Source organism: Pseudoalteromonas sp. SCSIO 43201 (genome assembly GCF_023716725.1).
Classification (GTDB): domain Bacteria; phylum Pseudomonadota; class Gammaproteobacteria; order Enterobacterales; family Alteromonadaceae; genus Pseudoalteromonas; species Pseudoalteromonas peptidolytica.
Genome location: NZ_CP072684.1, coordinates 109,045 through 124,268 on the forward strand (window position 1 = coordinate 109,045; position 15,224 = coordinate 124,268).

The window sequence follows — 15,224 nt, forward strand, 5'->3', positions numbered from 1 at the left end:
GCGAGACAACAGTCTAATTTATAAACACGTAGGGCGCGACAAGCCATACAGCCAGCGCGCCCTCCTTTAAGACCTACAATTACTTGTCGTCTTTAACTTCTTCAAATTCAGCGTCAACTACGTCATCGTCTTTTTTCGCTGAATCTTGTTGGGCACCTGCATCACCGCCAGCTTGTTGAGCTTGCGCTTTTGCTTGAGCGATTTCCATTAGCTTTTGAGATTTCTCTGCTAGCGCTTGTGTCTTAGCATCGATTTCTTCTTTGCTGTCGCCCTTAATTGCTGCTTCTAGCTCGCCAAGTGCAGCTTCAATTGCTGTCTTGTCATCAGCAGGAAGGTCGTCACCCGCTTCTTCCACTTGCTTGCGAGTTGCGTGAACAAGTGCATCAGCTTGGTTACGAGCGCCAACTAGCTCTTCAAATTTCTTATCTTCTTCAGCATTTGCTTCTGCATCACGTACCATTTTTTCTACTTCATCATCGCTTAGACCTGAAGAAGCTTGGATAGTGATTTTCTGCTCTTTACCTGTATCTTTGTCTTTCGCAGATACGTGTAAGATACCATCTGCATCCACATCAAAAGTAACTTCGATTTGTGGTACACCACGCTGAGCTGGACGAATACCTTCTAGGTTGAATTGACCTAGAGACTTGTTATCGCTTGAGCGCTTACGCTCACCTTGTAGTACGTGAATTGTTACTGCAGACTGGTTGTCTTCTGCTGTTGAGAAAGTTTGCGACTTTTTAGTAGGGATAGTCGTATTTTTCTCGATTAACGCAGTCATTACTTGACCCATAGTCTCAATACCTAGAGACAGAGGACAAACGTCAAGTAGTAGTACGTCTTTCACGTCACCCGCAAGTACACCACCTTGAACCGCAGCACCGACTGCTACCGCTTCATCAGGGTTTACGTCTTTACGTGGCTCTTTACCAAAGAACTCTGCAACTTTCTTCTGTACCAGTGGCATACGTGTTTGACCACCAACTAGGATGATGTCGTTCACGTCGTTTACAGACAGATCTGCATCAGCTAATGCACGCTTTAGTGGCTCGATTGATTGCGCAACCAAGTCTTCAACTAGTGACTCAAGTTTTGCACGAGTAAGCTTCACGTTCATGTGCTTAGGACCTGTCGCGTCAGCAGTTACGTAAGGTAGATTAACCTCTGTTTGCTGTGCAGATGAAAGCTCAATTTTTGCTTTTTCTGCAGCTTCTTTAACACGCTGCATCGCTAGCGGGTCAGTCTTCAGGTCAATGCCTTGATCTTTTTTGAACTCAGCAACTAAGTAGTTGATAACGCGGTTATCAAAGTCTTCACCACCTAAGTGAGTGTCACCGTTGGTTGCTAGTACTTCAAATGTGTGCTCGCCTTCAACTTCATCAATCTCGATGATTGAGATATCGAATGTACCACCACCTAAATCGTATACCGCAACAACATTGTCGCCTTGTTTTTTATCCATGCCGTAAGCAAGAGCTGCTGCTGTTGGCTCATTGATAATACGCTTAACTTCAAGACCTGCGATACGACCTGCATCTTTTGTTGCTTGACGCTGTGAATCGTTAAAGTATGCAGGAACTGTAATAACAGCTTCTGTTACTGCCTCACCAAGAAAGTCTTCAGCTGTTTTTTTCATCTTCTTAAGAACTTCAGCTGAGATCTGAGGTGCAGCTCTTTTCTCACCACGCACTTCAACCCAAGCGTCACCATTGTCCGCTTTTACGATGTTGAAAGGCATGATGCTAAGGTCACGCTGTACTTCTTCATCTTCAAAACGACGACCAATTAGACGCTTGATTGCGTATAGTGTGTTTTTAGGGTTAGTCACCGCCTGGCGTTTTGCCGGCTGGCCTACTAGTGTTTCACCATCATCTGTAAATGCAATAACAGAAGGAGTTGTGCGGTCGCCCTCAGCATTTTCAATAACGCGCGGCTTGTCACCATCAAGTACCGCTACACAAGAGTTAGTAGTACCTAAATCGATTCCAATAATTTTACCCATGAATCATCTCCGACTTCAAAATTCGTTGTTCAGTTAGTTGCTTTGATAAATAGGGCCGCCAATTTGTAATTCAAGCGTCACAACTAAAAAAAATTAAAAAAAATCGAATTTTTTTCCTGTTTCATGTGTTTCGCTCAAAAAATCAACTTTTATTGCCTATTTCGTAATAGCCTTATGTAAATCGACAACTGATAAACCATTGCTCAAGCATCGACCTAAAGCGACCAATGAATACGTCGATTTAGTGTTACTACATAATAATGGTTCTAACATTTCTCTCTTGCTTACCTGGTTAGACCAGTTATGCTAATTGCAAACATAATAAATAATGAGAAATGACAACATGACATTTGATGAACTTATTCACTCTCCGTGCTTAAAAGAGAAAGAAGCACAAATGACCTTCCCAGCAAGCTGGTGTCAAGGTCGCACTGCATTCGGCGGATTGTCAGCAGCTATTGCGGTACAAAACATGAAGCACCAACTTGATGAGCCTCGTCGGTTACTCTCCGTGAGTGTAAACTTTGTAGGCCCATTGCTTGAAGGTACTCCATTTACAGTATCTACAACTATTCTACGTAGCGGCAAAAATGCAACTCAAATGCAAACACAATTAGTTCAATCAGGCCAAGTATGTTTAATTGCTATCGGTTGTTTTGGCAAAGATAGAGAGTCAGCCATTGCTGTCTCAAATAATGAACGCCCTTCTCTACAGGAAGTCAATACAGCAGCAGTTTTACCGTATCAAGAAGGTGTTATGCCAGCGTTTTTCCAACATGTAGCCTTAAATGCCCAGCAAGGAGCATTGCCTTTTTCAGGCGCTGCATCTTCTAATTTAGGTGGATGGATGAGGTTCAAGCAGCAAAATGCCAACATGAATGAGCTGCACGTGCTAGCACTAGCGGATGCGTGGCCACCGACTCTACTGCAAATGTGTAAAGCACCAAGCCCTGCTAGTAGTATGTCATGGTATATTGAGTTTCTGAGTGATATTGACCTATCGTCTCAATCTTGGCTGGGTTTTGAAGCTATTACACACCACAGCAACAACGGCTATGGGATAGAAGATGCAAAAATTTGGACACAAGATGGTAAATTGGCCGCACTGAGCCGTCAAACAGTTGCGGTATTTGATTAAGCTAAACTCAGGATAAGGAGTTGGCGCATTCCTTATCCAAATCGCAGCTTGATTAGAATGTAGAAATTCAAAATATCATATAACCATCGCTTGCGCTTATTCTAAAAAAGTCTATTCCCACCAATCGAGCTGCCTCACGACCTCAACGACCTTAAATATTTGAATTATTTAAGTGCATCAAGCAAACTAGATAAAAATAAAATCAACGGATTTTTGTGTGTTAACAGCTTGCCCAGAATGCGACACGCTCGTTCAAATTGATCAGATCGACTCGCAAAAACGTGCGGTATGCCCAAATTGTCGGTGCGTACTTTGCCACGTGCAAGGCCATCATAATCAACTGATACAGGCTTTTAGCTTTTCCGCCCTGTTATTTTTATGTGCAAGTTTGTTCCCCAACTTCATTACCTACACTCAACACGGTATCACTCAGGTGGTGAGCCTTTGGCAAGCGTTGATGTTACTTGCAGATCATTACAGCTACTTCTTAGCTGGGTTATTTGCGTTTACTATTTTGATCATGCCTATTGCAGTTAGCCTGTTACTACTTCTTGCACACACTAATTATTGGCAAGTGATTAACGCACACAATGCTAGACATTTAGCAAAACTACTATCAGCACTTAAGCCACTTAACCTGACCGATATATTCCTGGTCGCGGTGCTTGTCAGTGCATTTAAACTGATGTCTTTTGCTGAACTTGAAATGGGATTAGGTTTTTGGGCTTACATACTATTTGTACTGTGTTTTATCGAAGCTCTATCTCTATTTGATCATGAATTTATGTGGCGCAATCAAACTCAGTGCAATCTACACCTAATTGAGCCTAAAGAGAATGCTACCACTCTACCCGCAGTATTAAAGCGCTGTAAGGTCTGTGGTTTTTTAGGAGAAGGTGATAAGTGCCAACGTTGTTATGCAAAATTAAAATATCGAAAAGCTCAATCTATTCAAAAAAGTTTAGCTTGGATGCTTACCAGCGTGGTGCTACTTATTCCAGCTAACTTTCTTCCGATTATGGATACTATAAGCCTTGGCTTGCATACACCGGCGACTATCTTTTCCGGCGTCCAAGTTTTATGGGAAGATGGCTCCTACCCTGTCGCTACGCTTATTTTTCTCGCAAGTATATGTATTCCCGTGCTAAAAGCGTTATTATTGAGTTACTTGCTGATCCGAGTGAAAATACCAAAGGATCCGCTAAAAGCGACAAAAGTGTATCGACTACTCGAATTTATTGGTCGCTGGTCGATGATTGATGTCTTCGTTGTCATTATTTTGGTCTCTTTGGTTCAACTTGGTACAGTGTTGAATGTGGAACCGGAAATTGGCATTGTATTCTTTACTCTAATGGTGCTTTGCCAGATAGCTGCCGTTAATAGTTTTGATCCAAGATTATTGTGGGATAAAAATAATCAATGACTACTCAAGCCGATATCGAAGACAAACCAAAATTTTCCGTAATATGGATAATTCCTATTATCGCGTTGCTGATTACAGGCTGGATGCTATATCAACACCAAATAAATAAAGGCCATACCATTTTCATCAAGATGAATGATGCCGATGGCATTATTGCAGGTAAAACTGAGGTACGGGTTAAAAGTGTGAAAGTTGGCTTGGTTGAATCATTAAAGTTAGAGCTTAATCAAAATGCTGTTGTCGCCAAAGTCAGAGTATTGCAACCTTACAGCGACTTGCTCGCGGAAGACTCATCCTTTTGGGTCGTTAAACCACGGATAGATGAGTCTGGAATTTCAGGTATGAACACCCTTCTGTCTGGGGTTTACATCGAGTTATCACCTGGCGAAGCGAAAGTTCGTTCTAGCATTTTTACCTTAATGGATGAACCAGCCCTCATTAGTGCAGAGGTTGAAGGGAAACGTTATAAACTGGTAGCATCAGATGCCGAGGTTTTGGATGTTGGTTCTAGTATATTTTTCCGAAACTTTAAAATTGGTCAGGTGGAATCTGCACATTTCAGTGTTGAAAGCCTAAAAATGGAATATGGTATTTTTATCTACTCTCCCTACAATAAACTCATTACAGACAATGCTATTTTTTGGATTAGCTCTGGGATTGACTTTAAGCTGTCAACCGAAGGCGTAGAAGTCTCAACTGGGTCATTAGCCAAGATGATCAAAGGAGGGATCTCCGTTGACTACCCACCTTCAATGCCTAGTGGTAAGGTTTCTACCGAAAATAAAAGCTATGCCCTACATAAAAACTTTTCTATGGCGCTCGAGCGACGCTTCGATCACTTTGATTACTATCTTGTTGAGTTTGAACAATCTATTCGAGGCTTAAAAGCAGGTGCTCCCGTAGAATACAGAGGAATGAGAATAGGTACAATTGAGCAAGTTCCCGCAACGGGTGTCAGTGACGACAGGCCACTTTATTTTCAAAGAGACAATACATCCGTTCCTGTTTTAGTTAAAATTGAATACGGTCGCATTTATGAAGATGCGAAGCTGGCACAAGAGTATTGGTCAACCAATATAGAAAAATGGATTAGAAATGGATTAAGAGCGTCATTAAAAAGTGGCAATTTGTTAACAGGTGCGGTATATATAGAGCTAGATTTCTACCCAAGTGCTGAAATCGTAAGTACCGATAAAGTGACTGTTTACCCAGTGTTGCCGAGCGTTTCAAGCGGGATCACTGCACTTTCGGAACAAGTCACCAGCTTATTAAACAAACTAAATGGGTTACCTCTTGAAACAACTGTTAAGGAATTAGAAGGCGCCCTTCAGCAACACAGGTTACTAGCAATGGAAATGAATCAACTCGTAAAATCTGTTAACGAGAATGACATTACAGAAAAGGTTGGTGGCAACTTAACCAGTCTTAAAGACACATTAAATCAGCTTACTTCCAGCTTAAAACAATTTGAACAAACAATGACTCAGTATCAAAAAGGCTCTGGCGTGATGGAACAGTTGAGCAGCACACTAGAAGAAATTGAGAGTCTTTCAAATCGCTTAAAGCCCATTTCAAAAGGACTGAACGAACAACCTAATATGCTGATTTTTAACAAAGAGGCTGAGGCAGATCCACAGCCAAGGAAAACTAAATGAAAACACGATTCACTGTATCTATGTTGTGTGTTTTGCTCGCTGGGTGTATGACAAATAAATCGTTACCAGTAAGCTATTACCAGTTGAGCACAACGCAGACTCTCAGTGAAGCCTCTGCACTATCACAATCGAGCAATATTATTATCGTTGACAAGGTGCAGTTAATTGAGTTGTTTAATCAACAAGCCCTCGTGCAGCTTCAGCCCAATAATAAAGTGAATATTGCAAACTTCCATTTTTGGGCACAACCCCCCTCTGATATGCTGACTTGGCATTTAATCAACGGACTAAATACCGCTTCGGATAGCACCGCAATAAAGAGCGATAAATTTTATCGTCATGATGAAAAACATCGGCGTCTCGTTGTTGAAGTGGATGAGTTCGCTGGTCATTTTGAAAAAGGTGCCGTAATGAGTGGCACATGGTACTTGTATACCTACAAAGACAAAAGCTACCAACTTAGCCAAGTGCACCCATTTCACTTTGAAACTGAATTAGCACAAGATGGTTTTAACGCGTTAGTGGCCGCGCACCAGAAAAATGTTAAACAATTGAGTTTACATATAAATCAATCATTATAAATTGCGTTCAAACACAACCACAGGCTTGTGGTCTTGATCAATAATAATTGCGCCACAACTTGTAAAACCCGTCCTCTTCAGTACATTTATGCTCGCTGTATTTGATTCTAGCGTTATTGCACTAAGGCATTGATAGCTTTCGTGCAATTTAACATATTCTATGAGTGCCATTACTGCTTCTGCTGCATACCCTTTGCCGGTGAAGCAATCTAAAAAAGCGTAGCCAACATCAGGGTAGCGGAGAAAATTACGCTGATATAAACCGCATACACCAACACTCTCACCGCTACTCGCTTGTGCAACAATGTAAGGTGCTGGTAAGCCAATTTGATACGGAATGAGATACGCATGCTCAATGTGTTCTTGCGCCTCACGATGGGTTTTAATATTTTTATCTCTAATATTATCTATAAAGCTTTTTTGGTTAAGTAACTGGAGCATAAAACCAGTATCATTTAAGTTGGCCTTTCTCAAATAAACACGCTTTCCTTTTGCTATGACCATAATGCTTCCTGTACAGGTTGTTCGTGATGTTATTGATATTATACCAATTAGACTCAATACTTGCTCAATTTGAAGGAGTAAACCTGACGCTAACAGCGTTAAAAATTTCTTATTTAGAATGACTAAATAGCAAAATTTTTGCCTTGCCTACATTCTATAGGCCAGCCGAGTTTACGCCGTTAGCGCTAACACTCGGCTGATAGAAAGGTATTAATTATCCGTAGCTTAGGTTATTTATAAATAAAAAAGCTGGCAGGACTACCCTAACCAGCTTTTACGAAATTGCCTACTTTTATTTTACGGCTGAAATTTAACTTGCTTTTTAGCCTGCTCTAATGAGTCTAGTTTAATTTGCATGGGCAGATCAGCAAACGGTTCAGATTTGAATTTGCTGCCACGAAGTTGAATATTCAGTCGAGCAGCATCTGGATTCATTACCGTCTTCTGGTAGTAATCTTTTACATCCGCCAGTGTTATCGCTTCAACAGCCGCTATCAATTTAGCTTTAGAGTCAAACTCCATATTTTCTTTAAACCAGTCACCTAACAATGGCTGCAACTCTTCAGACAAGTTTTTAGGCGCTTCGGTCAACGACACCAACACCGCATTTTTAAGCTGCGTAAATGTCTCAGACGTTAACTTGTTCAGTTCCTCAGCATATTCTAGCTTATATTCATCAAAGCGAGCTTGCATACTTTTTGCGTCTTTCACTGGAGTCTGAATGTAAAACCCAAGCGCAGAGTACTCATCAATAGCAACACCTGTCGCGCCTACGGCATAAGCCAACTGCTCTTGTGTCCTCAGGCGCTCAAATGCAGCAGTTCTGAGGTGCCCTTGCAGTATCATCGCCGCCGCTTTTTGCGCGTAGCCTGGCACGGGGTGTACTGCAAAATCAATCACAGCCACATCTGCGACATCTATATCTTGCTGCCACACTAAGGTTTGTTTTTTCTCAGGTTTCCAGTAAGCAGCTCGGGCATATTGGGTAATATTTTTGCGTTTTGCCAAAGTATTGTCGAGCGTTGATTTAAGTACTTCTAAATCCGATTTATCATAATTGCCGTAGGCAAATACTCTTACTTGGTTATTACTCAGCACGTGATCTTGCACTGTTTCTAAATCGCCCACTGTGAGCGATTTTGCGGCCGCAATTAATGCAGCATCGTCATAACTACCAGAACGTACTAGCTTTTGGTAGACGCTAAATGCCTGTCTAAATGGGAATTCTTTAGCTTGGTTTTGAATGCCTCTCACGTAGCGGTCTACTGCTTGCTCAAAAGCCCGCTCACTGACACTGATTTGCAGTCCAGATAATGCGTCTTTTAATAGCAGCGATTGCTTGTCAGTAAAACCTGAAATATCCAGCATTAAACCGTTGCTCGGCGTGAGGCCTAAATACATTCCTGCAACACTTGCTTCTGTCATCAATTTCGCTTTATCTAATCGATATAAATCTGACCAAATCGCCAATGCGACTTCAGTTTTAATATCATCCAATGATTCTGGGTTATTGATATAAATTTTTAAGCTGCCCTTTGGCTGAGCATAAAATCGCTCGCTGGCTGCATGCCAGATTGTTACCCCATCAGCATCAATTACTTTTTGTACGCCTTTTTTTGCATCAGCTGGCACAGTTTTTAAAGCAAAGTGCTCCGGTAAGAGCGTATTTACGCTAGGGAGTGATAAGGTAAAGTTTGCAGCTTTTTTCCAGTGTTCAAAGTCGCTTTCTTTTAGATCTACAATTTTATATTCACCGTCATAAAAATGCAGCTTATCTTCGGTAGGTTCATCTTTACTGATGTACCACACTCGCATGTGCTCTGGAGTTAATTGCTCTAATACAGCGTTTACCGCATCAGCATCGAATTGAGCGTAATAATAACTTGCGTTGATGGCATGGTTTACTGGAAAATGCTGCATGCTATCGGCTAAATTACTGACGTAGCCGAATTCATCTCCTTTTTCCAAAAACCTAAATTGATTGTTTAGCGATGTTTGGATCTCTTTAAAATAGCGGCTATCGACACCTTGCTGCTTAATTAACTCAATGTAATCTAGCACAGTGCCTGTGATTAACTCACGCTGCTTAATACCTTGATCAGTTAACTGAATATCAACTTGGAGCGTGCCATAATTACCATAACTATTTGGCGTAGCATAAGCGGTCAATGAAGAGATAAGCCCCTGCTCTTTTAGCACTTGTGCAGGGCTTCCTGCCATTTCATTGCTTAATAGATAAGTGATGAAGTAGTTGGGCTTAACTGCAAACTCTGCCGCATTATTTTCAATCGTAAAATCAAGTTTCAGCGTCTTTACATCTTCGTTGGGCTTATAATGAACAAGCTTTTGCCCTACTTTGTTATAGTTAAGTTCCTGTGTTACTGAAGGTTTTTCAATATGCTTATTTTTAATTGAAGTAAAATGCTTTTTCGCTTTGGCGACCATTTGCTCAATCGGCTCATTTGAAATCATCGCTAATTTCATAATATTCGCCGAATAATATTTGTTGTAGAAATTGACAGTTTCTTGATGAAGGTTGCTCCCTTCCTTATCCCCTAAGGTTTCAAGATTTCCGATCAAGAATCGGTTTGCAGGGTGCTCGCCCATCATGTTTCTCGCAAGCTTAAACTGGCCAAAAAAATCCATTTCTCTTCGCATTGACCATTCAGCATTTACCGCATTTTTCTCTTTTTCGGTATATTCAGGGTACAATTTAGGTGACTTAAAAAAATCTGAAAAGCGGTCTAGCGCTTCATCATAAGCATCATTATTTACCTTAAACATATAATTGGTGATATCTAGCCATGTATAAGCATTATGGGCACCACCGTTATTGGTCATGAACTCTGAATACCCTTTGCTATCGGGGTACTTTTCTGTCCCGAGAAACAGCATGTGCTCCAAATAGTGCGCCATTCCCTGCTGCGACATAGGATCATGAAGTAAGCCAACACCAACACTCAACGCAGCAGCTGACTTGGACACCGAAGGGTCAGATACCAAGATGACATCTATGCCATTTTCTAAAGTCAGTGTTTGATATTGTCTGTCATCGTTTGGACTGACGATAAGTTTAGGTGAGAGTAAATTTGACTTAACAGACGTGCTATTTAACGAAGAAGTTGTACTGCACCCGGTTATAACTGCTACAGTAAGGGCACTAATTGCGAATAGCTTTTTCATAAAACAATCCATTATGATGATAAATGACTACTAATAGTCACACTATCATGGTCATTGCGTTAGCCTTTTGCAACACTCGATATTTTTGTTTTGTAACACTTCGTAAATTGGAAAATGATGACAACTTCTATTTATATACTACTCGTAGCACTATTTTTACAGACGCTGTTAACTTTTAGTGTGATGCTGGTAATGGGAAAGCGACGCTTTGCTGCAGCAAAGAAAAGCCTAATACACATCGATCAGTTCAAGACTATGCAGCTTAACGACGCTCCAGAAGAAGTCATACTCGCTTCACGTAATTTTAGTAATCAGTTTGAGATCCCCATTCTATTCTTTGTTGTCTCCCTCGCAGCACTTTCTTTAAAACTAGTCACATTATGGTTTAGTCTTTTTGCCTTGTTATTTGTATTTAGTCGTATCGCGCATTCATACGTGCATATTGGTAGCAATCACCTGACTTTACGCTTTAGGCTTTATTTAACCGGCTGCGTATTCGTACTAGCCCAATGGCTCACGCTTATATTAACACTTATATAACCAAAAGGACTAAAAAAACCATCTCTTTTAACTAACTATTCTTTAAAGTCTGAACCAATTTGCTAGCATGTCGATGATTAAAAGAACAACAGGGGCAATCAAATGAAACAGGATAATCTTATTTGCGACTTTGGTCTTCATGCTGGTGAACCGTATTCATCACTACCAGCAAGCTTTTTAAATTGGATGGTTGAAACAGGCCATGACAAACGAGAGTACGCCAAAGTGGAACTTAACAGGCGGGTTTGTGCCGCTGAAAATAGTAATAGAAAATTTAGCGATTTTGAGTGTTAGCACTATTAAAATAATTTTATTGTTCTAAAATACGCGCATAATTTACTAACGATACTGAATTATGCGCAATATTTTGATTTTTTCAACGGCATTGCTGTTATCAGCTTGTCAGTATTCTCCCAATGAGCCGCAATCTACACAGTACCTGACTGTGCTACATACCAACGATAACCATGGTCGCTTCTGGCGAAATGATAAGGGTGAGTATGGTATGGCCGCAAGAAAAACCTTAATCGATAAACTAAAGAGCGAAGCCGAAAATTCAGGTCATGCCGTTATCTTGCTTTCGGGTGGAGATATTAATACCGGTGTTCCAGAATCAGATTTGCAATTTGCAGAGCCCGACTTTAAAGGAATGAAAAAGTTAGGTTATGACGCTATGGCGCTCGGTAATCACGAATTTGATAACAGTCGTGATGTCCTCGCGAAACAAATTGAGTGGGCTGGTTTCCCTATTTTGTCAGCTAATATCATCGACAACACCTCTCAATCCCCAGCTTACACTCCATACACTATTATAAAAAAGGAAGGCTTAACGATTGCCGTGCTTGGTCTGACGACCGTTGATACGGTAAAGATAGCAAACCCTAAGCATATTGATGGATTGACATTTATTGAGCCATTGGCTGCGACACAAGACTGGGCACCTAAGATAAAAGCGAAATATAACCCTGATGTGATGATAGCAGTGACTCATATGGGTCATTATCATGATGCTGCACATGGGATCAATGCACCAGGTGATGTGACGCTAGCACGCCAGCTCGCCCCCGGCACACTCGACTTAATTGTAGGCGGGCACTCTCAAGAGCCTGTTTGCGTAGATAAAAGCGGTAAAGAGAATACGCACTTTTCTCCGGGCAAAACATGTAAACCCGACAACCAAAATGGTACTTGGATAATGCAAGCACATGAATGGGGTAAGTATGTGGGTAAAGCCGTGTTTAAAATCAGCGGAGATACTAAAACCTTGGTCAGTTACAACCTGATCCCAGTCAATCTTAAGGATGACAAAGGTGTGGTAATTGGGGAAAGTATCGAAGAAGATTTACAACTTCTTGCGTTCTTGAAGCCCTTTCAAGATAAAGGGCAAGCGCAAATAGCTGGTGCGGTTGGATCTGTAGATAGTTTTCTTGATGGCCGTCGAAGCACGGTTAGATTTAAACAAAGCAAGCTCGCTGATTTGATTATTAATGCTCAGATGGCCGCTGTGGAAGCGGATTTTGGTATTATCAGTGGCGGCGGGATCAGAGACAGTATTGAACAAGGTGATATAAGCTATAAAGATGTATTAAAGGTACACCCTTTTAGAAACCGCATTACTTACGTCGACTGGCAAGGTAAAGATCTAATCAACTACCTGAACACAGTCGCACAATTTCCACCAGATTCTGGTGCGTATATGCAGTATCACCACATTACTTTTGATTTAAAAGATAATAAAGTGGTTAATGTAAAAATTGCAGGGCAGCCTTTGGCGCTTAATCAACGCTACCGTATGAGTATTAACAGCTATAATGCCGCAGGTGGTGATGGCTACCCTAAAGTTAACCAACTTGCAGAATATACCGCTACAGACTTCACTGATGCTCAAGTACTGAAGGATTACCTGCAAAAGCACAGCCCGATCAAAGCAGTCGATCTGTGATACGGAAACTAGCATTAATATTAGATAGCGCTTTTAGGTGTTATCTATATTAATGCTAGCCTAATAAAAGTGGCAGACAGAGCCTAACGTTGTTACTCGATTAGCGCCTGTAGATAGTAGAAGAGTCGCTCGCTTATTCCAATTATCTCAATTAAGCTTGCTATGTTGAGGCAAAAAACTTTGTCGATAACACCACTTCCCCTAAAACTCTGGTTTGACCCAGAGACAAATTAGAGCACTCCTTATCCAAACCTAAGGTTGTTTGAATGATGCTGGTATCACTTACCTATCACTTCTACTTCTGACTTTTTAACTCCATTAAGCCCATAACTATGAAGCTTAGAGCGTGAGCCTTCCCCATGGGCTTTGGGTGGATAAAACAGCGCTTTTTTCTCTGGAAATGCTTCTAGTGCTTCATCTAAAGCAGCTCTAATTTCACTTAGTGTCTTCTCAAGACTATTAGTAAAATTTGGCCGTTTTCTGATAGTGTGACCAAGCTCAACCAGTCGATAAAAGTATTTATCAGCCAATTCTAGCAATGGCTCTGGCATCGCTTTGTTTTGGTTCAAAATAACATCTGGGTGGACATCACAATATTCTATCAATGCCAAATAAAAGCATAATGGCTTATTTGCAAGCTGTACCCTTACCTGTTTATCACGGTTAGTGGTTACTGTTTTTGAGTGTAAATCAATAATCAGCTTAAATTCAGGTAAATTTTCTGCTAGTTCAACTTTATTAACCTTTGCTGCGATATGCTTCTTTCTATTCCAACTATAAAAAGCGACGCCAATTAAAGCCATGATGAAAGGAAATATAAAAGTAAAAACAGGTTTAGAGTTATCGATAGAAATAGCTACATAAAAATTTCTATGTGGGGCGGTTAATGTCAGTATTTCACTATTTTTACTTTCTCCAGCACCTGAGGTATTAATATCTAAAACAGTAAGTCGAGCACCTTTATTTTGCAAAGATAAATTTAAAGCGTTGATATACTCATTTAATTCAACTTCATTCCCCGCGTAGTGTAAAAATGGGTCTGCTACAGGGAGTTTATTTAAATCGATAGCCACTCTCAATGCAACTGCTTCTTTTTGCTGCTTTAACACATCTGTTACTGTGGTAGTTTGAGATAAGTGGAAAATACAACAAAAAAGCAAAGATAAGCCCATAAATAAAAATATATTACGTTTATTTAGCTCCATTTTTTTCTCCAATAAAGCGGTAAGGAGCCTTCTCACACTGCCAATAGGTATCTACTTTATCAAAATAGCTGGATGTTCTTGACTGAGCTATCTGGTGTACAACCCCCTGCAACGCACACACTAAATCGGTGTTATTGTTGTTCATTTTCAAATACCACTTACTACCGCTGACATTATCCGCAATCGGTGTAATATAATTTTTTGAAAACCTCACCTCATCTTCATCAGACCAGTACGAAGCGATAATATCTACTTCTCCGGATGCAAGTCGTTCACGCAGTGCTTGATGCGAACTCAAATACGTAATGTCGAGCGCGTTAATATCTATATCTAGGTCTTTGAGCGCACTTTTTGGCAGAATATGCCCCGAGCGGCTAGTTGGGTAATCTAGCAAACCGATCTTTTTGTCCAAAAAGTAAGACTTGGATAAAGTCGGTTTTTCGGTGTTTGAAATAAAAAATGCAGAATAAGCAGGATACCCAATAACCGGTTTGTAACTATGTGTAGACTCGGCCATTAATACCGACATAATATTGTCTTTGGTCAAGATTACGTCAGCAATACCTTTGGCCAAAAATTCAATTTGCTCTCCTAGGCTGCCACCCCAATATACCTTTACCTCACCATATTGCCTAGTAACAACGTCATTTTCGCAGGCTCTAACAAGCACTTCCAAAGCTAGACTTTTAATAGGTACATGTACTTTTAGCGTGTTGATATTGGAAACAGAGCGCGTTTTACACGAACTTGAATATTGCACAACTGGTTCGATTGACAAAGGTTTAACAGATACCAGCCTACTACCGAGGAACCAACACAATAATGCACCTGTAAAAAACACGGCGAAGATTGCTGCTTTACTAACCAAAACGTTACTATATATCACATTTACACATAACCTACCATTTCTTGTCGTCTATTAGATCAATTTTCTTTACTTATTGCAATAGGTAATTTTACTAAAAAGACATAAACAATTGATTTAAATACTTTATTGATAAGAAATTATGAATCTTATTGAGTCCTTTTATTTTGTTGAAAAATGCGGACA

At 40.5% G+C, this 15,224-nt stretch carries 12 protein-coding genes; 7 read left to right on the forward strand and 5 right to left on the reverse strand.

What is annotated here, in order from left to right; translation table 11 throughout:
• Positions 1-79 precede the first annotated feature (79 nt).
• On the reverse strand, positions 80-2,002 hold the full coding sequence (gene dnaK, locus J8Z24_RS17340; RefSeq protein WP_176033364.1) for a molecular chaperone DnaK: 1,923 nt from the start codon (positions 2,000-2,002) through the stop codon (positions 80-82).
• Between the two features lie 343 nt (positions 2,003-2,345).
• On the opposite strand from dnaK, the gene J8Z24_RS17345 reads away from it, so the two are divergent.
• From J8Z24_RS17345 to J8Z24_RS17360, 4 genes are all read left to right on the forward strand, one after another.
• Entirely contained in the window at positions 2,346-3,140 is a 795-nt protein-coding gene (locus J8Z24_RS17345; protein ID WP_176033363.1) for a thioesterase family protein, read from the forward strand.
• Between the two features lie 217 nt (positions 3,141-3,357).
• Positions 3,358-4,563 (forward strand): PqiA/YebS family transporter subunit, encoded by a 1,206-nt coding sequence (locus J8Z24_RS17350; protein ID WP_252095846.1) that lies wholly within the window; start codon positions 3,358-3,360, stop codon positions 4,561-4,563.
• Entirely contained in the window at positions 4,560-6,218 is a 1,659-nt protein-coding gene (gene pqiB, locus J8Z24_RS17355; RefSeq protein ID WP_176033361.1) for an intermembrane transport protein PqiB, read from the forward strand. Before J8Z24_RS17350 ends, pqiB begins: the two co-directional genes overlap by 4 nt.
• Entirely contained in the window at positions 6,215-6,799 is a 585-nt protein-coding gene (locus J8Z24_RS17360) for a PqiC family protein (protein WP_128730703.1), read from the forward strand. The genes pqiB and J8Z24_RS17360 overlap by 4 nt, the downstream gene beginning before the upstream one ends.
• Here J8Z24_RS17360 and J8Z24_RS17365 read toward each other — a convergent pair.
• Together J8Z24_RS17365 and J8Z24_RS17370 are read right to left on the reverse strand one after the other, a co-directional pair.
• On the reverse strand, positions 6,794-7,303 hold the full coding sequence (locus tag J8Z24_RS17365) for a GNAT family N-acetyltransferase (RefSeq protein ID WP_252095847.1): 510 nt from the start codon (positions 7,301-7,303) through the stop codon (positions 6,794-6,796). The genes J8Z24_RS17360 and J8Z24_RS17365 overlap by 6 nt on opposite strands.
• 297 nt (positions 7,304-7,600) lie before the next feature.
• Entirely contained in the window at positions 7,601-10,486 is a 2,886-nt protein-coding gene (locus tag J8Z24_RS17370) for an insulinase family protein (protein WP_252095848.1), read from the reverse strand.
• A 117-nt stretch (positions 10,487-10,603) separates the two neighbouring features.
• Between J8Z24_RS17370 and J8Z24_RS17375 the strand changes: the two genes are divergently transcribed.
• The 3 genes from J8Z24_RS17375 (at position 10,604) to ushA (ending at position 12,968) form a co-directional block, all read left to right on the forward strand.
• Entirely contained in the window at positions 10,604-11,026 is a 423-nt protein-coding gene (locus J8Z24_RS17375) for an MAPEG family protein (protein ID WP_147390605.1), read from the forward strand.
• Positions 11,027-11,128: 102 nt separating this feature from the next.
• Positions 11,129-11,320 (forward strand): hypothetical protein, encoded by a 192-nt coding sequence (locus tag J8Z24_RS17380; protein ID WP_125253479.1) that lies wholly within the window; start codon positions 11,129-11,131, stop codon positions 11,318-11,320.
• A gap of 61 nt (positions 11,321-11,381) precedes the next feature.
• Positions 11,382-12,968 carry a bifunctional UDP-sugar hydrolase/5'-nucleotidase UshA gene (gene ushA, locus J8Z24_RS17385; protein WP_252095849.1) on the forward strand — a complete coding sequence of 529 codons (1,587 nt, stop codon included), beginning with the start codon at positions 11,382-11,384 and terminating at the stop codon, positions 12,966-12,968.
• A 278-nt stretch (positions 12,969-13,246) separates the two neighbouring features.
• Here ushA and J8Z24_RS17390 read toward each other — a convergent pair whose 3' ends face one another.
• Together J8Z24_RS17390 and J8Z24_RS17395 are read right to left on the reverse strand one after the other, a co-directional pair.
• Positions 13,247-14,173: a hypothetical protein gene (locus J8Z24_RS17390; RefSeq protein ID WP_128730699.1), complete on the reverse strand. Its 927-nt coding sequence runs from the start codon at positions 14,171-14,173 to the stop codon at positions 13,247-13,249.
• Positions 14,160-14,933 (reverse strand): PhnD/SsuA/transferrin family substrate-binding protein, encoded by a 774-nt coding sequence (locus J8Z24_RS17395; RefSeq protein WP_252095850.1) that lies wholly within the window; start codon positions 14,931-14,933, stop codon positions 14,160-14,162. Before J8Z24_RS17395 ends, J8Z24_RS17390 begins: the two co-directional genes overlap by 14 nt.
• Between the last annotated feature and the right edge of the window lie 291 nt (positions 14,934-15,224).

Coding starts and splice junctions, on each gene's coding strand:
- dnaK (WP_176033364.1), bottom strand. CDS start 2,002: ATGGGTAAAATTATTGGAATCGATTTAGGTACTACTAACTCTTGTGTA.
- J8Z24_RS17345 (WP_176033363.1), top strand. CDS start 2,346: ATGACATTTGATGAACTTATTCACTCTCCGTGCTTAAAAGAGAAAGAA.
- pqiB (WP_176033361.1), top strand. CDS start 4,560: ATGACTACTCAAGCCGATATCGAAGACAAACCAAAATTTTCCGTAATA.
- J8Z24_RS17360 (WP_128730703.1), top strand. CDS start 6,215: ATGAAAACACGATTCACTGTATCTATGTTGTGTGTTTTGCTCGCTGGG.
- J8Z24_RS17365 (WP_252095847.1), bottom strand. CDS start 7,303: ATGGTCATAGCAAAAGGAAAGCGTGTTTATTTGAGAAAGGCCAACTTA.
- J8Z24_RS17370 (WP_252095848.1), bottom strand. CDS start 10,486: ATGAAAAAGCTATTCGCAATTAGTGCCCTTACTGTAGCAGTTATAACC.
- J8Z24_RS17375 (WP_147390605.1), top strand. CDS start 10,604: ATGACAACTTCTATTTATATACTACTCGTAGCACTATTTTTACAGACG.
- J8Z24_RS17380 (WP_125253479.1), top strand. CDS start 11,129: ATGAAACAGGATAATCTTATTTGCGACTTTGGTCTTCATGCTGGTGAA.
- ushA (WP_252095849.1), top strand. CDS start 11,382: ATGCGCAATATTTTGATTTTTTCAACGGCATTGCTGTTATCAGCTTGT.
- J8Z24_RS17390 (WP_128730699.1), bottom strand. CDS start 14,173: ATGGAGCTAAATAAACGTAATATATTTTTATTTATGGGCTTATCTTTG.